Below are 20,128 nucleotides of genomic sequence, written 5' to 3'. Positions count from 1 at the left end.
TCTGAGTCGTTTGGCTGATGCTCAACGAGTGGCTGCTTCCGACCCGTTGCAGTCCTTCCGCTTAGCGATCTCAACGCCGCAAAGCAGGCTTAACGGCTACCAGCGTCTTCCGCTTTAGTCAAAAGACACGTCGACACTTCTCGGTGCTCGGTTATAGCTGCACAGGAACAACCCCATAGCTGCCGGCCCGCCGTTCCATTCTTGCGAACTCGGGGCATATCCCAGCCGCGCGTACATGCGAACGAATTTCAACCATGCGTTGCTCAGTCATGGCCATCCCGAACAAGACCTGCTTGATCGCCTCCTTCGGAATGACGTGACGTCTGCCACCTCTCTCGGCGATCAGTCGAACCTCTTGTTCGTACGACCAGACCGTGGGCTTTGTTGTCAGTGCTGCCTTCAAGTACGAACCTTCATCGCAAAAGCTACTGGGATCCGGCGGCACATCCTCATACAAAACATCGAGGATGATGGACGCTGCCATCCCATTTACGCGTCCAAAAAACGCGTGGGACATGTCCCAGCCTATCGCGAATCCCTTATGTGCATTGGCATAGTGCGACCACAGGAGGGGATTGGTCTTAGCACGGGAGAAGCACGTTATTCCAACGTCACTTGCACGAGCGACAAGATCGGGGAACCTGTCCTGTCCAAGCAACGCCGCGAACTCAAACGGATCATTGAGATACTCGCGCTTTGACGACCAAACAGTACTCGCGACGAGGGCCTCAAGATCACGATCACGATTGCCGTCGCAACCGTCGGGTCGGTATTGATACATCACGTAGCTGACTGCCATGATCCACCGTTCGTGTGTTGGTAATTTAATCCGAAGCAAGAAAATGCGCCGAGCAGATTCTCAAACTCTGTTTTCGTTGTGCCGCTAGTGCAGTGCGCCTCACTGTTCTGTACTTATTCGGCCGAATTCAAAAGGGCTGCCTTGGCCTGCGTGACCTTGGCGAGGATGTCGGAAGCGCGAGCTGTCCAGATGAACGGTTTGGGATCGATGTTGTGATGAGCAACATAGAGATCGATGGCCAGCTCGAGTTCGGCCACACTGGTGAAGCTGTCACGTCGAATGCGCTTGTCGGTGATGTCGCGGAAGAAGCGCTCGACCATGTTCAACCAGGAGGCGCTGGTGGGCGTGAAGTGCATGACAAACCGCGGATGTCGAGCCAGCCATCTCTGGACATCGGGATGGCTGTGAGTGGCGTAGTTATCCACGATCAGATGCAGACCCAAGTCCTTGGGCGTGCGGCGATCGATGTGCCGCAGGAATTTGAGCCACTCGCTGTGACGGTGTCGCGGCTGGCACATCGAGATCACGCGGCCGTCCAAGGTGTTGAGCGCAGCGAACAGCGTCGTGGCGCTTGTAGTCGTGGGTGAGAGTGCCGGCGCGCCCGCGCTTCATGGGCAGCCCCGGCTGCGTGCGGTTGAGCGCCTGGATCTGGCTCTTCTCGTCGCAACTCAGAACGAGGGCTTGCTCGGGAGGATTCAGATAGAGCCCGACGACATCCAGCAGCTTGTCCTCAAAGCGCGGATCGCTTGACAGCTTGAAGGATCGACTCAGATGAGGCTTGAGCCCGTTGCTGTGCCAGACGCGGCGGATCGTCGTGGCGCCGACGCCCAAATGGCTCGCCAGGGTACGAGTGCTCCAGTGTGTCGCGTCCACCGGCCTCTCATGCAGCGTGGCGTGCACGATGCGTGATTCCACTTCCGCAGTGACTGTGGCCGGCCGTCCCGAGCGTGGTGCATCCTTGAGAAGCGCCGGGACGCCACCGTCGAGGAAGCGCTGGCGCCACAGCGCGACCTGGCGCCGGTCCAACTCGACCTTGTCGGCAATGTCCTTGTTCTGGAGGCTTTGCGCTGCCAGCAGGATGATCTGCGCCCGCTGCTGAACCCGAGCTTCGACCCTGCGGCCCTTGGCCAGCGCGCGAAGCGCTCGCTCGGTGTCTTCGTCCAGTCCAATGGTCTGTGCAACTCGCATCGCTCGGCCTCCTGAGCGATTAAAACACGCAAGCCATATTAGGTTCTAATACTTTACGCGCACCGCACTAGCACACCCTAGACCGGTGGCCCGCCGACGTCGGCTGTTGGCCGCTAGCGGACCGCCGTCGGGTCGATCCACGACGGTCGTAGGCCACGTGCGAACTCGTCGCGGACGCGTGAAAGAGATTCTGCATCACCGGTCTCCGCCTCGATTTCGCCGACGCAACCCCAACAATCACCGCCGCAGTCGATAGACATAGGATCATCTTGCTCTGCAGGGATTCGCCTGCAAATTCTGCAATTCATTGCATGGCTCCATAGGGAACATGAGTCAAAGTCTGGTTCTGGCCAATGTCGGCCGCAGACGGAGGACATTGTGAAGGACAACTCCGGTTGCGAAGCTGACTTCCGCAATGAGTTGGTCCCCGCCCTCTCGCCATATCTGTCCCCCCAAATTCCAGCGATGCAACCCGGGTGAAGTCCGGCATTGCAGGTGTCGTCAAGGCTGGAGCCGCAGCCGGTAAGCGGCAGGCGTTTCACCGAATGTGCGTCGGAATAACGCGATGTAGGCACTGGCCGTCGAATAGCCCAGGTCGAGCGCAATCGCGGTGACCGGCATGCCGGCCGCGAGCATTTCGAGTGACCGCATCAATCTTGCCCGCTGACGCCACGCAGTGAAATGGAACCCGGTTTCCGCGACAAATCGACGGCTCAGCGTGCGTGAACTTACCGAGGCCCACACTGCCCAGCGCTCCAGATCGCGGTCGTCGGCCGGGTGGGCGATCAAGGCCCTGGCTATCCGTTGCAGACGCGGCTCGCGGGGAAACGGCAGGCCGAGGGGTTCCACCGGAAGCGTCCGGATTTCATCGAGGATCACTTCGGCCAGGTGCGACATCTGCCCGTTGAGCGGGGCGAAAGGCCACTGGCTCGCGCGCAGCACCGCTTCGCGGAGCAGGCCCGAGGTCCGCAGTGTGCAGGGTTGGCGGGGCAGGTTGTCGCACGCACTCTCGGCCACGTACACGCTCCAGCCATGGAAGGGGCCATGCGTGGTGCCGCCATGTTTGTGATGGGGCGGTATCCACACGGCATGGATCGCGGGAACGATCCATGCACCGTCGTCAAGTTCAACATTCACGAGGCCGCGAAGAGAACCGAAGAGTTGTCCGCGCGCGTGCTGATGGGGTTCGGTGGCGAGTTCGTCCTCGCCGCTTCCGAGGACCACGAACAGGACTGGGCCGTCCGATCTGTCACGAGCCTTCACGGCGAAGTGCAAGTTGGTCATGGCGGGATTTTGATACTAGTTGGCCTTTGATGTTTACAGCCGCCAGCCATTGATGCCTATCCTTCCCTGTCCACCGAGACACAGGAAATCGACCGATGACGACGAACGACACCCAGCAGGAGCGCCACGACAACTGGCGACGACCAGACCTCGATGCGCTCTACGACCCACCGGCCGAGAGAATCCAGAAGGCCGTGCTTCCTCACCTTGTGGGGTCTCACATCGAATACTTGAAAGCCGCAACCTTCTTCTGCCTGGCGACCGGCAGCAAGCGCGGACTCGATGCATCGCCACGAGGCGGTCCGCCCGGTTTCGTCCGCGTCCTCGACAGCCGAACGGTGACCTATGCCGACTGGCCTGGCAACAACCGAATCGAGTCACTGCGCAATCTCGAAAGCGACGACCGCCTGGGCATGTTGTTTCTGTTCCCAGGGCTGGAAATCTTCATGCGCATCAACGGGCGCGGCCGAATCTCGACCGAGCCGTCTCTGCTGGCAACGCTGAAAGAAGGCGAACGCATGCCTAAGACGGCCACCGTGGTGAGCATCGACGAGGTGCTGATGCATTGCGGCAAGGCAGTGAACCGGGCGAAGCTCTGGCAGGACGACTCGCGCATAGACCGCCATGCGTTGCCCACCGTCGGCCAGATGTTGGCAGAGCTGACCCAGCACGGCGACCCGCAGGCTGGCATGAGCGACGAGCAGATCGGGCAGGCCAACGCTCAATACCAACACAGGGTCCGCAACGACCTCTACTGATCTGATTCGAGCGCGGGGGCTTGCGTCAAAAGCCTCGTCGGAGAACGTTTGACCTCCTTCTGCGCATGATGACTCGTTCTTCAGGGCTCAGATGGCGGGGCCGACCATCCGGTTCGCCGCGCCCAACATGTCGAGCGCTGCAGCCAACCACTGGTCCGGCACTGATCGGGGGGAACAGAAAAGGCGCCCTGCTGCATTCATTTGTCCGGGCTCAACTGGAGGTCGGTTTCGACAAATTGAAGGACGCGCGTCCATTGGTCCCGTGTGTCGGCGGTCCAGCGCCGCATGCGCAGTCGCTGGAGAAATCCGCCGGCTTGAGATTCCGTGACGCGGTGGCGGTTGATCGCGTCCGTCAAGGCCGCCTCATCAAAACCAGCCCAAGCGCCACCAGGCACGGCTCTTAAATTACGCCAGCATGCAGGAGCGACCTGGGTCTCGTAGATGCGTTGCAGATCGGATGGCTGCAAACCGGTGGCGCGAAGATCGTTTGCGATGGCCTTCAAGTCGAGGTCATCGAGTTCAGTGTCCAGAAACAGGCGAGCGATGGCCAATTGTGCAGCTCGGTCGGCCGGGGAATCAGTGTGGTTCATGCGAGTTACTCGCCAAGCCAGTTGACGACTTCGCGTTGGTCAAGCACCAGGTCAGCCGCAGCACTGGCGGAGATCGCACCGACGATGCCCCCAACGATGAACAGAGCTGTGACGCAGACGGGAGCCCCGGGTCCGCAGACGAGACCCGCAGAGGCCGTCGCGGCAGCGCCGCCCAAAGCTCCTCCAACGAGGGTCGCGCCCTCCTTGGTACTCTGTCGGAGCTTGTTCTCTGCCTCCCAGATGTTGTAGACAGAGATGGCCACGGTCACGACCATGAGTCCACGCCCCAGCATCCTCCAACGGGGAATCTGTCCTGTCACTTTCGGACTGGAACGGCCAGACGCCTCAACGATCTCGACGAAAACTTGTCGTTTCTGAGTCGCCGAGAGGTCTGCAAAACTCTTGCCGGGAAACAGCTTTTTCACCGCCTTGTCGAGGGCCATTTCCAACGTCAGGCCCTGGCCCTTCAGCGCTTGCGCCCCTGCTTTACCGATAGCGGAGGTGATGGCGCGAATCTCTTCCATGATTACATTTCGCGCTTGAACGGCAAAAGCGGCGCCCTCCGCTGCGGTCATCTTTCCCGCCAACACGTCGGAGCGAATAATGCGAGCTGTCTCCGCAATGCGCTGCACATACGTGGCCCTCGCTTTGGCGTCCTTGATGTAGCGAAGGGCGAAGTTCTGTGCCGTTCCCTGCAGCGCGTCGAGGGCCTGATCGAGCCCGCGAAGATCTGAGTTATCGCGCCCGATGAAGGCCGGGGACGGGGATTGCGATAAGCAATTCGTCCCGCAGTCTATGACTTGAGGATTGTTGACTTGGCACAGCGGGCCTGGCGGTCTCGCGCTCATTGCCTCTCCCTGAAATGCTGGCCTGATGATGGTAGCTGCTTTCGGGAACCACGCACCTCGCTTGACCAGCTGGATAGCCATCTCCACCGGACCTCCGACAGCAGCGGGGCGGCGATTGAGCGGATCAGTCCTTTCTCCCGCCCCCTTCCACCGCAAGGAGCCCCATGGCACTCGACTCCTACCACCACGGCGTGCGCGTCATCGAAGTCATTGATGGCCTTCGCAGCATTCAGACCGTGTCCACCGCGATCATCGGCCTGATTGGCACGGCATCCGACGCCGACGCCGACGCCGACGAGGCGACCTTTCCCTACGACATGCCTGCGCTGGTCACCAACGTCAACGCCGCTGTCGGCAAGGCGGGTACGAAGGAAACGCTCGCGGCTATTCTGGACGCAATCAACTTGCAGGCCACGCCCGTGATTGTGGTGGTCCGGGTCCGCGATGGCGATGGCGCTACCGCAGTCGGCACCACACCCACGAAGTTGCGCCGGGTTGCGCCAAGCTGCGGAAACGATGATGCGGAAACCGGGGTGATTTCGGAGTTTTAGGCAATAAAAAAGCCAGTCTTGAGACTGGCTTAGTACCTTGGCTAACAAGGCTTTTTTGGCGGGAAGGGGGGGATTCGAACCCCCGGTACGGGGTTACCGTACGCCTGATTTCGAGTCTTGTGTGAATCTCAATGAAATCAGGCACTTAGGTTGCGCTTCGTTCCGTAACCCCGAGCGATCAGCCCATTTTCATCAGAGGAAGCAGCCGATCCTGAATCGAGGTTACGGAAAGGATTTCGGCCCTGAATATGGTCAGTCGCCCCACCGCATCCTGCCGACGAAGAGCGGTGGCGGGATGCTCTTCGCCCTTGGCGCCACGGGCTTGAAGCTGATGCAGCGGAAGGCGCCATCCCGGCGCCGGATCATCAGGCTGAAATGGGGAAAAGGCCCCCACCGGCTGCCGCGCACCGCCAAGTGGCAGGCATGCCGCCGCCGCAGCCTCCACCAGGCGCACGCGGCCCAGATGAGGCAGTTGGAGCGCATGGTCAGGCCACCTCGGCCAGCATCTCTGGGGTGACCGTGTAACGGCCGACCTCCCCGTGCTGGCTGTGCAGGAGGATGACCTTCATGTCCCGCGGCGCCCGGTAGCCGCCCCAGGCCGCGTAAGCGTCTTTGGCAGCCAAGGTCCGGAACGACTCCACCGACACACCCGGGTGGTCCTTCTGCAGAGACTGGTGGTGCACATGGCCCATCCACCAGTACCGGTGCCGGGTCTGGCCCCAATCCTCGGCGCGGTCGGTGGCCATCACGCCCGGCAGCCGCTCCGGCTTGATGCTGTGGCCGTGGTGGATGCCCACCAGGGTGGCGCCGTGGCGGATGTAGTGGCATGGGGTCGGGCTGGTGTCCACCGTCACCCGTGGCTCCAGCTCGTACGCGTGGGCCAGGCAGATGCTCAGCCATAGGCTGCCCGTGTCGTCGTGGTTGCCCACCGCGTTGATGACCCGCACCCGCTTGTGCTTCGTCAGGGCGGTATCGATCATGGTCCGTAGCGTCATGACGGCGATCCGGGCCATCTTCGCGTAGCGGCTGTCCATGTCCAGGCGGTGGCCGCTGCGGGTCGTCACCCCCTCCATGTTGTCGGCATGCAGGAAGTCGCCCAGGTTCACCACCACCGCCTCTTCGCACGCCGGCGCCATCTCCACCAGGCGGGCCATGGCCGTGCAGTGCATGCGCTCGGCGGCCTTCAGGTCCCAGGCCTCGCCGGTCTCTTCTGGCCAGGACATCATGCCGATGTGCGCGTCCCCGATGGGGTAGCAGGCCATGAGCTGCTGGCTGTAGGCGTCATCGTTGGCGGCGGGCTTGCGGGGCTTCACGCGCGGCAGCTCGGCGGCCATGGCCTCCAGTCCTGCGCGCAGCGCCTCTTGCTGGGCGGCCTGCTCCGGCGACTGCCGTTCCCATGTCCGCTCCACTGCGCCGTCTTTCGCCCGCTGGACGGTCACCTTCCCCATGAGGTAGCCCGGGGCCACGCCACTGACGAAGTGACCGGGTGCATGGCCCTTGCGAGCGGCCCGCTTGCGCACCAGGTCAAACGCGCCGCTCACCGCGCTTTTGCTGACGCCCAAAGCCGCAGCGGCTGCACGCTGATTGCCGTGCAGCACAACGGCCTCCATGAACTCGCGTTCTCGAGCCGTGGCGAACTCGGAGAGGAAATCGAACTCTTGGGGCGTCATTGCTTCGGCTCCCATTCGCCGCAGCCCTCGTCCGCGTTGACGGCCGGGAACTCGGAGACCGGCTCATCCTCGATCACGATGACCGTGGGCGGGTGTGCCCGGCACTCGCCGTATTCCGCCACCGTGGCGCAGTCGGTTGGCGCGGCGCGGTAGTGCTTGCAGTCGCTGCAGGTCTTGTCCATCACTTGTCCCCCAGAGCCGCGGCGCGGCATTCTCGGTATTGGCCGGCCACCTGCTGAAGCTTCAGCACCAGGGCCCCCATCGTGTCGTCATCGAGTGGCGTCAGAGGCGGGCACGCCACCACCACCTGCGACCGCTCCGGTACCGGTGAGGGCTTCGTTGAGGTCGCGCAGCCCACCAGGAGTGAGGCGGCAGCCAGGATCGCTGTAGACCGGTTCATGACGGACCTCCCGCTCCAGCCGCTGCTGGATGGTTGTGTTTTGCACTCGGATGTTGGACAGGGCCTTGGCCGTGGCCTCGCGCCCTTCCCTCGCTGCCTCCTGCACCGCAAGGGCTGCGCGGTCCTGCCCGGCTCGCTCCAGGCGGGCGCCATCCAGGCGCCCCACCCCGTAGGCAGCGACGAAGGCCAGGGCCACGCCCAGGGCGGCATAGGGGCTCATGAGCCACCCTCCCCGGCCAGCCGTCGCGACAGCGCCACTAGGTGCGCGTTGAACCACCGGCGGATCGCGTACTGGCGGACGATGGAGACAGCGGTGTAGATCCAGCCAATCCAGAAGTTTTGGGCGGCGCTGGGGTGGGCGCCGATCAGCGGCAGGATCAGGAAATTGGCGACGAAGTTGATCGCGAAGCCGACCGCAATGTTGACCCACGCTTCGGTGATGGCGCTGCGCGGCGACTGGCCGGGCCCAGGCGTGCGGGTGTAGGCCCGCCAGGTGAAGAGCGCGACGAAGATGAAGCTTGCCAGCCCGCAGGCGATGAGGATGTTCATTGGGCCTCCCGGTTGTCCGCGATGGTGAAGTGGCGAGGTGCCTTGTCCTTGAACAGGTCCCGCAGGTGCGCGATGTGAGGCATCAACTCCTCCACCAACGCCCGGTATCCGGCGCCGTTGAAGTTGCGGTCATCCACCAGCTTCCCGGCCGTCTTCGCGTCCACCAGGATGGCGAGGCATGCGAGGGCATTGGCCAGATGCGGCGAGCCGGAGTCCGGCGCGACCTCCTCACCTTCGAACCACGCGTCCAGGTGCCGCTTGCAGGCGTCCACATAGATGGACGCACGCACGCCGGCATCGCGCCAGTTCCCCCGGCCATACTTCAGCGCCCCCTCGGCCAGGCCCACGCATCCGTAGGCGGTCGCCGCCGGCGGCCACAGGTGCAGCGGCAACTTGTTGGCGCCGATGGCGTCCTTGGGGTTGGTGGGCTTCTCGCTCATTGCGCCTCCATGCACTTGCGGTTGCGTTCCTGGGCCCGGAGCCACACGCCACGGCAACCGCTGCCAGCGGCGGCACAGTCGCGCCCGGCGGCCTTGCGGCTGTCCAGGTTGAGGTACGCGGCACAGGCTTCGGCATAGCGGCCGGCGTTGATGTTCGTCACCACCTCACTCCGGCACGCGCCGGAGAAGCCGCGCCAGTAGGCAAGGTCAACGAGGATGTCCCACTCCTCTTGACTCACTGGCGCAGTCACGCACGCGCGCAGCTGCGGCTCACCCTTGGTGATGTGGGCGACGGACAGGCGAATCGCCGCCGGCGGGGCAATGGTTTCACCGGCCTGCACCGGAGTGCCATCAGCGTGGAACGTGGAGCCGAAGCCATAAGTTGGTCGGTCTCCCTGCACCGGCGGCTTGGCAACAGGCTCGAAGCCCTCATGACCAACGATGGCAGCGAAGCCGGCGGCGCTGAGGGTGAGCACAGCGGCGGCGATGCGGGCGCGGCTCATTCATCCAGCTCCATTGATCCGGTTTCAGCGGCGGGCTTGCGGCCCAGGCGGCGCTTCAGCTTGACGCCCCAATCGGTCTCTTCCCGCCACCACTTACGCAGCAGGTATGCCACCTGCAGCACCACCAGCACGCCGGACAGCACCGCCGACCAGTTGACCGAGGTCCACCAGGGCGCCGACACAATGGTCAGTCCGCCGGCCGGCGCGGTCCGCGTGGCCAGTTCAGTTGCGATGTCTTTGATCTCTTGCTTCACTTTGCCCCCTTAATCCCATGTCATATCAAGCGTCAACTCGTCCGAGCAGTTGGCCGTTCCACCGGCCAATGCATTAACGGTGACTACACCTGCAATGCTCACGGTCACAGGCACTGCTGCGGTGACGCTGCCTGACCGCCCTCGGCAAATGAACTCCTCGTTCTTTGATGGCCAGAGGAATTGAGGCAGCGTGGTGATGACGTTGCTGGTGGAAGGCTTGATGGTTCCGGCCAAGGTCTTCCTCCCGCCGCGCAGCTTTGCAGCAAAGACGGCCTTGTCTGCAACTTGTGACCACGTGGCATTCAGCGATGGCACCAGGCCGCCGCCAGAGCTTGCGAAGACATTCGGGGTTGCCTCGTCTTTCCGCTCCTGGCCGACGCTCAAATACGGCGTTCCGGTGATGCGGTAGATGCCATCACTGAGGGTGTCTGCGATGACGGTTCCAACGGTCACGTACGACTGCGATCCGACGTCAAGACCGACCTGCGCTGACTGCGCTCGGACCGTGCCGATGGCAACATGGTTGTTCACCGCTGCGGGCTGTGAGAACGAGAATTTGCCAACGATCGAACAATTGCGGCCGTCAAGCGTGCCGATGGTCCACTTCCGAATGTTTCGGCCTGCCGCAGCCTCCAGCTTCAGTGCACACGTAGTGCCGGAAACCCCATACTGGTCTGAGCTGATGCTGCCAAATTCGACGTCCCAGATCGTGTAGTTGCCACCGAATACCGTGTCCACGCTGGACGGGAACCCATCTATCTTGGCCTTTCCGATGTAGATGTTGTCAATGGAGCTCCCGGCAGCCTCGAATCGCAACCCTGCGGTTGGCGTATTCGCCGCCCATGGCGTAACGCCGGCAGGTGCGCTGGCATTGAGAACCGTATTCGCAATGCTGATCCTGGTTGCGACGGCGGTTGACTGCGAGTCCGTCTTGATGATCAGTGCATCGGTGCTGTTCAGATAGGCTTGAATGTCCTCCGCAACGATGTCACGGCCTTTCAGCGCGACACCATGCGTGCCCATGACGCCAATGACACTTCCTCGCATGCGCACATCAGCAACACCTTCGAGAAGGATCGCGTGATTTGGTGCGCCGGGGGAGTCGCAAAGACCGATGACGTTGTCGAGAACGATCCCGCGCTTTGGAACGGTGGAGGGGCTGCCGGCTGCCGTCTTCGTCGCGTTGTCCGGATAGGTGATGTTCAGCGCCTCGGTGACGCCACTGGACGAGGTCCCTCCATAGTAGGTCGTGACGACCGTGTGCCCGCAGTCAATTCCGATGTTCTCAAACTCCAGACCATCGGACCAACCGAGCACCATGCCCTGAATGATTGACCCATCCACGAGCGACCGTGCATCGTCAGATAGTCGAGGCATTTTCTGGCCGCGAATTTTGAGCGGCTTGTCGATGTAGCGACCACCAGACGAAAAGCCGTAGGCAAAATCGCTCGGGGCAACTGTGCCCCTCACCTCAACCACCGTTCCCGGGGCGGCTGCGATGGTGGCGAGCCTGAACTTCCCCTGCCCGACACCCCACCATTCAGGCCGGGTGGGTTGGCCGTTATTGATGGTGACTTGGCTGGTGATAGTGAAGCACTGCCCAGCCACGTGAGCCAGCGGAACGGTGATCGTCGTGGGGGTTGCGATGTGAAGAATGCCGATCGGACAGATTGGCCGCCCAAGCGCATTTGCAGCAACGACTGCAGCAGAGTCGTCCGAAGCTCCGTTGCTCCCAAACACGAGGGTCACGTCAGAGTCGAGCTGTTGGAACGGGCGCCACCGTGCCGCATCACCGGAGAAGGTGGAGCCGGACGTATGGGCCTCCAAGCACAGGTACCAGTTCCCGCCGCTTGAGACGAGATCGCGCGCTTGGTAGTTTGTGCCAGGCCCGACCCATGCGCCGCGTGGATTGAGCGCACGCATAGAGTCCGTGGCGCCGCGCACAGTCAGCCGTGAGATCCCAAAGCGATCGAGATATGTTTGAGAGTCGCTGTTGACGACCTCATCCATCTTCTCCGCATTGAACAGAAGATCCTGTGGGAGCTTGCTTGGAATGGCGGTGGTGCTAGGCGTCGTCATGCATCGAACTCGTAGAGGCGCGCGTCATAGCGAGCCAATGCTATGGAGACCGTCTTGCCGTCGCCCTCGGGTTTGGCTGAGGTGAGCGTGTAGAGGCCTGCAGATTCAATTTCGGCCTCAGTGAGCCCGACTGCGAAACCGTATCTAGCACCACACTGCCGACCCGGATCAGCCACGTAGAGGCCATAGGGAACGGATTCAAGAACAACCGATCCCCCGTCCGGGGTGCAGCGAACAGGCGAGGACAACCTACCGTCAGTCCCAGTGAACACCATCCGCCCCTCCGGTGCACCCTTCCAATCAATAGGCTCGCTGGTCAGAATCTGGTTCCCCTGCACAGAAAGCACCTCGCCCGCCTGTAGGCCGTCGTCACCGGCGAAATCATTGGGATCGATGTATCTCACCAACGAGCCAGGACCCAGCGACCCAGCGTCTGCCAACGCCGTGTCAGAGATTGCCTCGCGCTGGTAAAGGATGCGCCGCGCTTCCAATTGAGCGCGGTTCATAGCCTGGGCGTAGGTTGTGCAGCCTGGCAGTTGAAACTTCTTTGGGTTGGAACTGGACAGTTCCTGAACCTCCCCGGAGTCCACCCTCAGGCGGACATACGCCTTTTTGCTTTGGCTGGTCTCATCCACATATTCGACCTCCACGCCATCGTTTGAATCGGGCATGGTGGCCGAGTAGGACGATTGAGACTCGCCAGAGGCTGCGAGATTGCGATAGTCAAACTGCAACTCCGGAACGTCCTTCGCTTCATCGCGACTGACTGTCCAACGCGTGCCATCCCTCCACACGACACACCGCGCGTGGTTGGAGACCATTGCCATTCGGTCCCCCAGACTCATATCTGCATCATCAAGGCTGCCATCGAAGCGCAACAGTGGAGAGTCCTCGCCTAAGCGATCGTTGATCTCCTGTAGCGCATCCGTGTCAAGCTCGGCCACGTCGTTGCCGGCAAGCGTCCAGATGTGCGCCATCGCGCGGGCGAAGTTTCGCGATGTGCTGAGCTCGTCACTGTCGAACTGGCGGACATGGCGGTACCAGCGAAGATTGAACTTACGATCGCTGAAGCCCGTTGCTTCGGTGGTGGCCTTGGTCGTAACCCTGATGACGGTCACGCCTGGAATCACCTTCTGGGCGTAATAACGGACGGCATACAGCTCTTCCAGCTTTGCGACGTCCGACCCGTTGTCGCCGATCTGCAATGTCTTTCGCGTGAACTCGCACCGGTACCGGCCATAGCCAGCTGTCGGAACAACATCGGTTGTCCAATAGCGTGAGTCGTATGTGTCGGCCGCGAAGGAGAAGGTTTGCGTCTGCCTTGTTCCCGGGACCTCTACCCCGTCCAGGTCGATTTGCCACCACGAAGCATCAATGGCAACCGTGCCCTTCAGGCCACGCAGAAAGACCGTGTTCCAACGGATCCGATCGCATTCGATGGGGAGCGTGTACGGACCCTCCGTCACGTAGCCCACAGCCATGAACGGGACCATCGTGAAATCGATCAGCGATCCGCTTGTGGCTGCACTCCAGGTGGGCCCTGAGAAGGTGAACGTTGTATTGCCGCCGCTGGTGACCGCAGCCGACACGGTAACGGCTTGGTCATAGGTGCTTGGGCCCGTCCCGTATGTGAACGTGAGCTTGCAAGTGGTGCTCGTGCCAACTAGCCCCTTAATGGATGCCAGGTCCGAACTGTCCGGCACCGATACCGTAAACACTCCACTGCCGGCGGTCGCATTGAAAGAGCCGCGTGCGGTTATCGTCGGGGACTTCAAGGGGTACGCCAGCTCCTGTCCGTTAACCTCATCGCTTTCGAATGTCTCCAGCACATCAAGCAGTGTGGTGGTTCGATTCTCCGGGTACCCGGCCCCTGGGTTGGGAGCGAATATCTCGTAGCTCGCCCCGGTGATGCTGTCGATGGGCGTCTCCGAGTACTGAACTTGGCTGATCGTTCCCTCTCCACGACTGATGCACATCCACTCTGTCACGTATTTGATGTGATCGATGTACTGCACAGTGCTTGGTTGGATCAGGTCTGGCCAGACCCGCCGATAGCCGTAGACGTCTGGAATAGCCTGGTAGGCCCGCGCCACATTGGACTGACCCGTGAGACTGTTGTTTGGGCTGTCCTTACCCGCCGCATCGGACTTTGGAATCTTCGGCAGCAGCGGCTTCAGAATGAACGAGAAGACACTGCTGATGATCTTGAACACGCCACCGAACACGCCACCCTCCGGCCGCATGGTGACCCTCACTTCGTCAGCAAAGCTCGGCTTGCGGTCAAGATCAGGGCAGCCCCCCGGATCCTGAATTCGTTGCCCGTTCAGGTAGACCGTGCAACCGTACCCACCGCCTGGCAAGTGGGCCTCAATGTTGGCCTGAATGCTCGAATCGTGGTCCCAGTCGAAGCAGCGGTGCCCAGCCGCACCGGCCGGGTCGTAGAAGATCGTCAGCATGGGGTGTAACGGTAGAACTTGATCTGTCCATAGGCTCGCTTCAGCGCCGGAATGCGAGTCACGCGCACACTCCCCGGCTCCTCCTCCGAGCCTTCGGAGTGAATCGCCCGGCGCGCATCAACAAAGACACCGCAATGGGCCGGCCTGCCTCCAACCCAGGCCATCCACATCACAGGCCCGTCAATTTCGTTGCATTCAACCCAATGCGGGCTGTTGGCCAAGCCGGTGGCAATGTCGGTATGAGGGACCTCCCCCATGTCAATGCCAAGGACCTCACGGAACCACAGGATCACCAACCCGTAGCAGTCCATCGCCTGCCAGTCGGAGCGCCATTTGGCCCAGGGAACGCCAACGGCCCTTTCTGCGAACGCTTGCGGTGTAATGAGTTCTTGCACCCAACGGGATGCTAGGGAGTCGGCGTCACAGCAGAGACAGCCCGGTGAACACGGCCGGGTCATAAATTGGCCCAACATTCCTGCGCATCGGGTTGTCAACGGTGGCGTTGACACTCACGGACGAGTTGCCGAACGAGATGCCGCCAGAATCTGAAACGAAGAGCTTCCAGGTAATCTGCGGGGTCTCTGTGTCACCCAGGTAGACCGCATATGTGACCGCGATGGGGGCCACGATGGTGGATGCCTGGATTCGCCTCAGTTCACGCTTGAAGTCTCGCCCGACCTGTTCTCTGGAGAAGGAAAGCCCGAGCTTGGGCTGCGCATCACTCTGCCGCTCGGGCTGCTTGATAGTCATAGCTACCGGTGTGTGCACCTCACCACCCAGCGTCACCTCTGCAAACTGGTTTGCTACCAGCCTGAATGGCGCCGAAAACGCGGGATGCTCAAAGGTCACCGAGTGGAATTCCGGAAGCGGGCTCTTGGTGGCCCAGTAGGTCCTCTTGTCCATCAGGCCTGGGGCATCTCTTGGTTGATCGTCACATCCAACATGCTGGCCCAGTTAAACCAATCCGGCAGGTTGATGATGAGATCCGTAGCGTCCTTGAAATCCTGCGGGATCAGCTGCTTGCGTGCCATGATCTTGGCGGAGTACTTCCAGAGTGGGCCAGTCTCAGTGGCTGGCAACAGGCTGTCCGGGAGGAACTGGCAGGTGTGAACGAGCGAGCCGAACTCCGTCCGGATTGGCATGTCGAACGGCTTCTGCCAGTTGCCCAGCTTCACGACGCCCCAGAGCTGGAATGCCACCGACTCCGCCTCGGTGAAGATGAAGTCCACGTCCCACATGACTGGCACGTCGGTGCCAGTGGCCTGGGTATAGCCAGGCCCCCGCCGAGGGTCCGCCATGGAGAAGGCCGCCGGCTGGCTACGGCTCTTGCCCGCTCGCAGGATGGACCTGATCGTGAATGGATAGACCTCGTTCGCCATGCCCGCCAATGCTAGGTAGCCTAGATGCGCCCTTGCACATTGCTGGACCCGCGCAGAGCGTTCCACGTCTCCCCAGTGTTACTGGAGAACTCTGCCGCAATCTGGGACTTGGCCTGCGCAACAGCGATCTCAATGGTTCGCGACTGCTGATCCACGTTTGCAACCGTGCCAGCCGGGGCGTTGTTGATGATGATGTTCCAGCCCCCGGATCCGCCGCCGACCTGATCTGCGGGCGTCACGTTCCCGTCCTTGGTGGGAAGCATGTACTGCTTCCCATTGCTGGCCGTGTACATCTCCGGCTGGCCGGTCTCGTTCACCCGGTACAGGCTGCCTGCATCAACGCCGCCACCGTACTGTCTCGCTCCTGCGATTGGCGCCGAGGCGATGGCTGGAGCACCCAGAGCGGCCGCTGCGGCGCCGGCGGCGGCAGCAGCTGCGGGAGCAAGGCCGGGACCCACCACTGGGATTGCAGCGGTCGCCATGAACGCGTTCTGTGCCGCCAGTGCAGTGGTGCCCGTCACTTGCGCCGTTATCGCCGTCGTGTAGAGCGCAGCATTGGCCGCCTTCGCCGCCATCTGTGCCTTCTCTGCGGCCTGGCCGATCAGGGCGTTCTTCACATACTGCACGCCGATCTGCACCAGCGCCTTCACCGCCTCATTCAGGATCACGCCGCCCAGCGCGCGCATGGCATCAGCCGCGCTCGTGGTGCCGGAGATCAGGCCGGTGATTGTGGATGTCGCCGTGCTGGACAGGCTGTTGAGCGTGTCCATGACGAATTTGTTGCCGTCGCCCTGCGCGGTGAACTCGGCTTCGGCCAGCGCCAGGCGCTGCTGCTGGTACTGGGTGGCCAGCTCGGTTCGCTTCTGCTCGACAAACTGCGTTCCGTCAACCCCGGCCTTTGCCATCTGCTCTTCGTAATACTGCACGATGGCCAGCTTCTGCTGGTACTCCTGCTCCAGCTGAGCCAGTGGGTTAATGCTGAGCACCTGTTGTCGGATCGCATTCTGAGCGTCCACGGCCGCGCGGGCCTTCTCGGCCTCGGCCTGGGCGTAGGTGATGGCACCAGCCCTGGCGGCTGCATCAGCCCGGCGGAATGACTCTTGCCGCGCCAGATCAATCTTGGTCAGTTCGTCAATCGTGGCGGAAATTCGTGTCTCAGCGGTCGTCTGGTCAAGGCGTTCTTGAAGTGCCGCCAGCTGGCGCGACGCCTGTAGGCTTGCAATCACCTTGTCCTGCTCGGCTTGAGCGTGAGTCTTTACGCCAAGCTGCGCGAGCGCGTCAGCGCGGCGAACTGCCTCCTCTCGAATCAAGCCGATGCGCGCGACCTCATCTGTTGTCAATTCGATGTTGTACTCGGCGACCTGTTCTGTTGTCTGCTCCTCCAGCATCGCCCGTTCGCGCGCAAACTTCTTCTGTATCTCAAGCTTGGCCTTGGCATAGATGCCAGCATTTGCGGCGTCCTCAACCATGCGCTTTTGATTCTCGGCCAGCGCCTTCTTTTCTTCAGCATCAATCTGTGCCCCAGCACGCAGATTGGCAGCCACTAGGCCCTGGTAATACGCCTGTGCCTCTTGGGCCTTGGCCTGGAACTCCTTTGTTGGCGGCGGCTTCTTGAGTGGCCCTTCTTGATCAGGGAAGAGGTCCGTCACCTGCTGCTTCTTAAAGTCCTCAATGGCCTTCTGTGTGTCTAACAGCGCTCCACGATATGCCTCGCGCTGCTCCCTCAGCCGCGAAGTGTCAATTTTTGGAGCGCGATCAAAGCGCTCATCCATCCGGCTGTACGCAGGCCGCTTCTCGGAGGCCTCAGCGCGCTTGATTTGCTCATCAAGCCGTGCAATGTTCGCCTCGGCATCATCGCGCGCCTTCATCAGTTGGCGCATTGGCGCCTCGGCCGACCGAGAAGAGGCCTTTGCAATCTTTTGCGCCGCTTCTTCACTGATCTCGCCAGCAGACTTTGCAGATGTGCCGATCTTGTCCCAGTTCCAGGCCAAGGCCCCAAGCGCAATCACCGCAATACCGACCGGGCCGCCAAGGGCAGCGACAACGCCGGAGAAAAGCCGCGTGGCGCCCGCTGCGACCCCAGCAGACGCAGCCTGGGCGCGCTGGGCGGTTGCTAGCGCCGTTGTGCTGGCGGTGGCCGTTGCCGCTGACGCCGCCTCCTGGGTCCTCGCTAAGGTCAGCGCCCTCTCTGCCGCCGCCAGTGCCACTGAGGCGTCCGTGTCGGCCACTTTGGCTGCCGCCAGGCGAGCACTTGCCAGGGCAGCCTGTTCCGTGGTGGCGGCCTGGCTCAACGTCCCCGCCGCGAGCGCTGCCGCCGCAGCAGTCCGCTCGGCCTCCACGCTGGCCAGTGAAAGTTCGGCGCGTGCGGCAGCCACGCTGGCGGCAGCCGCCTCGGCTGTAGCTAGTGCACCGGCGCGCTCGGCAGCAGCCTTCGCGGCTACCTCATAGGCTGTCGTCTGCAGCGCCTTGAGCCGCATCAATTCGGCTGCTGCGGCTTGCCGTGACGCTTCCGCCTGCTGTATGAGGCCCACCACACCAGCCTGCAGCGACTGCGCGAAGCGACCGGCGACAACGGCGGCAAAGGCCTGTGCACCAACCTCTGCGGCAGTCAGGAACGAATCCAGGTTCTGGTCAAGATCTTTCACCTGACCGGCAAGGCCGGCAATGGCCGTGGCCGTCATCTTGGCCGCTCCGCTGGCTTGCATCTGCTGCCCGACGAACAGCATCACCTCGTTGCGCAATTCTTGGAACGATCCCCCAATGGTTTGGACGTGCTTGGCTTCCTCCTCCAGCTGGCTGAGCGCCTTCGGCAGGACCGTTGCCAGCACATCACTGGTAAGCTTGCCCTCGGCGGCCATGCTGCGCAACTGACCAATAGGCACATTCAGACCGTCTGCGAGCGCCTTCATCAGGCGCGGCGCGGCCTCGCTGACAGAGTTGAATTCCTCGCCGCGCATCACGCCGCTGGCGAAGGACTGTGACAGTTGCAGCATGGCACTGGCGGATTCCTCCGCCGACGCCCCGCTGATCTTCATGGACAATGCCACTGCCCGGGTGATGTCACCCACCCGTTGCTGGGATGCGCCAAGTTCTTTGGTGGCGTTGGTGATCCGCGCGTACAAGATGCTGATTGCTGACAAGTCAGTCTGCGCCTCTTGCGCAGTCGCGATCACAGATCTCTGCGCCGACGCCAGTTTGCTGGAGCTCCCGGTAGCCAGCTCCAGCTGCGCATTCATCTTCGTATACGCATCCGATTGCGAGACGAGAAACATCGCCGCAGCAAGCGCGGAAACAGCAGATGCCACCGCCGTGAGGCGACCGCGCAGTCCATCAAGGCTCGCCCCCGCCTTGTCCGCAGCACCGCCTATGGACTGCAGGCTTGATGCCGCCTTTGCAGCTTGCGCACTTGCCGCACGCTGCCCCTCAACCATCTTCCGAGTGTCAAGGGTGACGTCGTAATAGATCTCACCTACTTTCGCGGCCACGCATCATCTCCTCGTGCTGGCGCATGCGCGCCTCGTACTCCTCACGGGTCGGGACATCGCGGCCCTTGGAGTCGCCCTTCTGGGGGAACTTCATTTCGAACATGGTCTGGAACTCAGTCATGCTCAGCGCCTCGGCGTCATCACTGGACAGGCCTAGGTGCACCCGCGCGGCGCTGATGTACTCGACCGCATCGAAGCGGTCGGAGAACTTCCCCTCCCCCTCTTCACCGCCAGGCCTGGCCTTCCCCACGATCCCATGCCGCATTAGGTGCTGCGCGATGATCACCATCTCGGCGCCCGGCATCGCCCCAGGCACCCAGACGTCTTCCTCCCGGTACCCGATCAGCGGAGACGGGTCTTCCTGATCGCAAAGACAAGCCAGGACATAGGCCGCATCCTTTTCGGCATGCGGCCCGTGGAGCCCGGCAAATATGGCCACGATCTCATGAGGGTTCCCCAAGGATGCGATGCGAGCGAACGACGGGCGGAAGGTGAATTCCGCGCCGTCGCCCATCACGGCCCGGACGAATCCGGCCTCGGGAAGCATCAGAGGTCGAACAGCTGTGCGCTGACGCCGGTTGCTCCGGTGATCGTCACCACGCCCTTGCAGTAGTGCGCGATGGTGGACAGGATCACTGCCTTGGTTTCACCGACCGCCAGGCTGAGGGTGTAGCCGGCAGAGACATCCACCACGCCCAGGCCCTGCACGTTGACGGTGGTGCCGCCGTCGCCGTCGATCTTGGGAGTCAGCGCACCGGCCGTGCCGTTGCGCAGGACCAGCAGCTGCTTGGCCGTAGAGTTGAAGGTGATCGTGTCACTGGCGGTCATCACCACGGGCGTGGCGGCGAAGGCGCCGAGCTGCGAGCGGGTGTCAATGGAAGCGATTGCAGCCATG

Annotated in this window: 20 protein-coding genes and 2 pseudogenes; 2 read left to right on the top strand and 20 right to left on the bottom strand. The window is 62.1% G+C overall.

Translation table 11 applies throughout. From position 1 onward, the window contains the following. Positions 1-151: 151 nt before the first annotated feature. The 3 genes and pseudogenes from OU995_RS12075 to OU995_RS12065 all read right to left on the bottom strand — a co-directional run bounded on the left by OU995_RS12075 (position 152) and on the right by OU995_RS12065 (position 3,271). Complete coding sequence (locus OU995_RS12075; protein WP_267835793.1) at positions 152-799, bottom strand: DUF2971 domain-containing protein; 648 nt, start codon at positions 797-799, stop codon at positions 152-154. Between the two features lie 113 nt (positions 800-912). Beyond that, positions 913-1,987, bottom strand: a pseudogene (locus tag OU995_RS12070) (IS630 family transposase). Positions 1,988-2,488: 501 nt separating this feature from the next. Then, the gene (locus OU995_RS12065; RefSeq protein WP_267835792.1) at positions 2,489-3,271 is read right to left on the bottom strand and encodes an AraC family transcriptional regulator; all 783 of its coding nucleotides are present in this window, start codon (positions 3,269-3,271) and stop codon (positions 2,489-2,491) included. A 95-nt stretch (positions 3,272-3,366) separates the two neighbouring features. Here OU995_RS12065 and OU995_RS12060 point away from each other — a divergent pair, with 95 nt between their 5' ends. Next, on the top strand, positions 3,367-4,029 hold the full coding sequence (locus OU995_RS12060; protein ID WP_267835791.1) for an MSMEG_1061 family FMN-dependent PPOX-type flavoprotein: 663 nt from the start codon (positions 3,367-3,369) through the stop codon (positions 4,027-4,029). Positions 4,030-4,226: 197 nt separating this feature from the next. Here the strand turns inward: OU995_RS12060 and OU995_RS12055 are convergent, their stop codons facing one another. Beyond that, positions 4,227-4,619: a DUF7079 family protein gene (locus OU995_RS12055; RefSeq protein ID WP_267835790.1), complete on the bottom strand. Its 393-nt coding sequence runs from the start codon at positions 4,617-4,619 to the stop codon at positions 4,227-4,229. 5 nt (positions 4,620-4,624) lie between these two features. Beyond that, entirely contained in the window at positions 4,625-5,548 is a 924-nt protein-coding gene (locus OU995_RS12050; protein WP_267835789.1) for a hypothetical protein, read from the bottom strand. An 83-nt stretch (positions 5,549-5,631) separates the two neighbouring features. Between OU995_RS12050 and OU995_RS12045 the strand changes: the two are divergent. Further along, positions 5,632-5,922 (top strand): annotated as a pseudogene (locus tag OU995_RS12045) (phage tail protein); the annotation flags it as partial. A gap of 581 nt (positions 5,923-6,503) precedes the next feature. On the opposite strand, the gene OU995_RS12040 reads toward OU995_RS12045, so the two are convergent. The 15 genes from OU995_RS12040 to OU995_RS11970 all read right to left on the bottom strand — a co-directional run bounded on the left by OU995_RS12040 (position 6,504) and on the right by OU995_RS11970 (position 20,127). Then, entirely contained in the window at positions 6,504-7,688 is a 1,185-nt protein-coding gene (locus OU995_RS12040; protein WP_267835788.1) for a hypothetical protein, read from the bottom strand. Next, complete coding sequence (locus OU995_RS12035; protein WP_267835787.1) at positions 7,685-7,870, bottom strand: hypothetical protein; 186 nt, start codon at positions 7,868-7,870, stop codon at positions 7,685-7,687. The genes OU995_RS12040 and OU995_RS12035 overlap by 4 nt, the downstream gene beginning before the upstream one ends. Before the next feature lie 87 nt (positions 7,871-7,957). Next, positions 7,958-8,308: a hypothetical protein gene (locus OU995_RS12030; RefSeq protein WP_267835786.1), complete on the bottom strand. Its 351-nt coding sequence runs from the start codon at positions 8,306-8,308 to the stop codon at positions 7,958-7,960. Further along, a complete protein-coding gene (locus OU995_RS12025) occupies positions 8,305-8,637 on the bottom strand; it encodes a DUF7220 family protein (protein ID WP_267835785.1) in 333 nt (110 codons plus the stop codon). The genes OU995_RS12030 and OU995_RS12025 overlap by 4 nt, the downstream gene beginning before the upstream one ends. Beyond that, positions 8,634-9,077, bottom strand: coding sequence for a dATP/dGTP diphosphohydrolase domain-containing protein (locus tag OU995_RS12020; RefSeq protein ID WP_267835783.1), 444 nt, complete (start codon positions 9,075-9,077; stop codon positions 8,634-8,636). The genes OU995_RS12025 and OU995_RS12020 overlap by 4 nt, the downstream gene beginning before the upstream one ends. Further along, entirely contained in the window at positions 9,074-9,580 is a 507-nt protein-coding gene (locus tag OU995_RS12015; protein ID WP_267835782.1) for a glycoside hydrolase family protein, read from the bottom strand. The genes OU995_RS12020 and OU995_RS12015 overlap by 4 nt, the downstream gene beginning before the upstream one ends. After that, a complete protein-coding gene (locus OU995_RS12010; protein ID WP_267835781.1) occupies positions 9,577-9,834 on the bottom strand; it encodes a hypothetical protein in 258 nt (85 codons plus the stop codon). Before OU995_RS12010 ends, OU995_RS12015 begins: the two co-directional genes overlap by 4 nt. Positions 9,835-9,843: 9 nt before the next feature. Further along, complete coding sequence (locus tag OU995_RS12005; RefSeq protein WP_267835780.1) at positions 9,844-11,913, bottom strand: hypothetical protein; 2,070 nt, start codon at positions 11,911-11,913, stop codon at positions 9,844-9,846. Next, positions 11,910-14,369 (bottom strand): host specificity factor TipJ family phage tail protein, encoded by a 2,460-nt coding sequence (locus OU995_RS12000; protein WP_267835779.1) that lies wholly within the window; start codon positions 14,367-14,369, stop codon positions 11,910-11,912. Before OU995_RS12000 ends, OU995_RS12005 begins: the two co-directional genes overlap by 4 nt. Further along, positions 14,363-14,764, bottom strand: coding sequence for an NlpC/P60 family protein (locus tag OU995_RS11995; protein ID WP_267835778.1), 402 nt, complete (start codon positions 14,762-14,764; stop codon positions 14,363-14,365). Before OU995_RS11995 ends, OU995_RS12000 begins: the two co-directional genes overlap by 7 nt. 25 nt (positions 14,765-14,789) lie before the next feature. Continuing rightward, positions 14,790-15,272 carry a DUF1833 family protein gene (locus tag OU995_RS11990; RefSeq protein ID WP_267835777.1) on the bottom strand — a complete coding sequence of 161 codons (483 nt, stop codon included), beginning with the start codon at positions 15,270-15,272 and terminating at the stop codon, positions 14,790-14,792. Beyond that, positions 15,272-15,748 carry a hypothetical protein gene (locus OU995_RS11985; RefSeq protein WP_267835776.1) on the bottom strand — a complete coding sequence of 159 codons (477 nt, stop codon included), beginning with the start codon at positions 15,746-15,748 and terminating at the stop codon, positions 15,272-15,274. Before OU995_RS11985 ends, OU995_RS11990 begins: the two co-directional genes overlap by 1 nt. A 20-nt stretch (positions 15,749-15,768) precedes the next feature. Beyond that, positions 15,769-19,233 (bottom strand): tape measure protein, encoded by a 3,465-nt coding sequence (locus OU995_RS11980; RefSeq protein ID WP_267835775.1) that lies wholly within the window; start codon positions 19,231-19,233, stop codon positions 15,769-15,771. Then, positions 19,214-19,780: a DUF6246 family protein gene (locus tag OU995_RS11975; protein WP_267835774.1), complete on the bottom strand. Its 567-nt coding sequence runs from the start codon at positions 19,778-19,780 to the stop codon at positions 19,214-19,216. The genes OU995_RS11980 and OU995_RS11975 overlap by 20 nt, the downstream gene beginning before the upstream one ends. Next, positions 19,780-20,127, bottom strand: a complete 348-nt coding sequence (locus OU995_RS11970) for a hypothetical protein (protein WP_267835773.1) — start codon at positions 20,125-20,127, stop codon at positions 19,780-19,782. The genes OU995_RS11975 and OU995_RS11970 overlap by 1 nt, the downstream gene beginning before the upstream one ends. Position 20,128 lies beyond the last annotated feature (1 nt).

The organism is Roseateles sp. SL47 (genome assembly GCF_026625885.1).
Lineage (GTDB): Bacteria > Pseudomonadota > Gammaproteobacteria > Burkholderiales > Burkholderiaceae_C > Roseateles.
The sequence above is the reverse complement of the archived record's forward strand: the minus strand, read 5'-3'. Positions and strand labels throughout refer to the sequence as shown.

Bases quoted from the DNA above. Each gene is read 5' to 3' on its own strand.
- OU995_RS12075 (WP_267835793.1), bottom strand. From the start codon at position 799: ATGGCAGTCAGCTACGTGATGTATCAATACCGACCCGACGGTTGCGAC.
- OU995_RS12065 (WP_267835792.1), bottom strand. From the start codon at position 3,271: ATGACCAACTTGCACTTCGCCGTGAAGGCTCGTGACAGATCGGACGGC.
- OU995_RS12060 (WP_267835791.1), top strand. From the start codon at position 3,367: ATGACGACGAACGACACCCAGCAGGAGCGCCACGACAACTGGCGACGA.
- OU995_RS12055 (WP_267835790.1), bottom strand. From the start codon at position 4,619: ATGAACCACACTGATTCCCCGGCCGACCGAGCTGCACAATTGGCCATC.
- OU995_RS12050 (WP_267835789.1), bottom strand. From the start codon at position 5,548: ATGGCTATCCAGCTGGTCAAGCGAGGTGCGTGGTTCCCGAAAGCAGCT.
- OU995_RS12040 (WP_267835788.1), bottom strand. From the start codon at position 7,688: ATGACGCCCCAAGAGTTCGATTTCCTCTCCGAGTTCGCCACGGCTCGA.
- OU995_RS12035 (WP_267835787.1), bottom strand. From the start codon at position 7,870: ATGGACAAGACCTGCAGCGACTGCAAGCACTACCGCGCCGCGCCAACC.
- OU995_RS12030 (WP_267835786.1), bottom strand. From the start codon at position 8,308: ATGAGCCCCTATGCCGCCCTGGGCGTGGCCCTGGCCTTCGTCGCTGCC.
- OU995_RS12025 (WP_267835785.1), bottom strand. From the start codon at position 8,637: ATGAACATCCTCATCGCCTGCGGGCTGGCAAGCTTCATCTTCGTCGCG.
- OU995_RS12020 (WP_267835783.1), bottom strand. From the start codon at position 9,077: ATGAGCGAGAAGCCCACCAACCCCAAGGACGCCATCGGCGCCAACAAG.
- OU995_RS12015 (WP_267835782.1), bottom strand. From the start codon at position 9,580: ATGAGCCGCGCCCGCATCGCCGCCGCTGTGCTCACCCTCAGCGCCGCC.
- OU995_RS12005 (WP_267835780.1), bottom strand. From the start codon at position 11,913: ATGACGACGCCTAGCACCACCGCCATTCCAAGCAAGCTCCCACAGGAT.
- OU995_RS12000 (WP_267835779.1), bottom strand. From the start codon at position 14,369: ATGCTGACGATCTTCTACGACCCGGCCGGTGCGGCTGGGCACCGCTGC.
- OU995_RS11990 (WP_267835777.1), bottom strand. From the start codon at position 15,272: ATGGACAAGAGGACCTACTGGGCCACCAAGAGCCCGCTTCCGGAATTC.
- OU995_RS11985 (WP_267835776.1), bottom strand. From the start codon at position 15,748: ATGGCGAACGAGGTCTATCCATTCACGATCAGGTCCATCCTGCGAGCG.
- OU995_RS11975 (WP_267835774.1), bottom strand. From the start codon at position 19,780: ATGCTTCCCGAGGCCGGATTCGTCCGGGCCGTGATGGGCGACGGCGCG.
- OU995_RS11970 (WP_267835773.1), bottom strand. From the start codon at position 20,127: ATGGCTGCAATCGCTTCCATTGACACCCGCTCGCAGCTCGGCGCCTTC.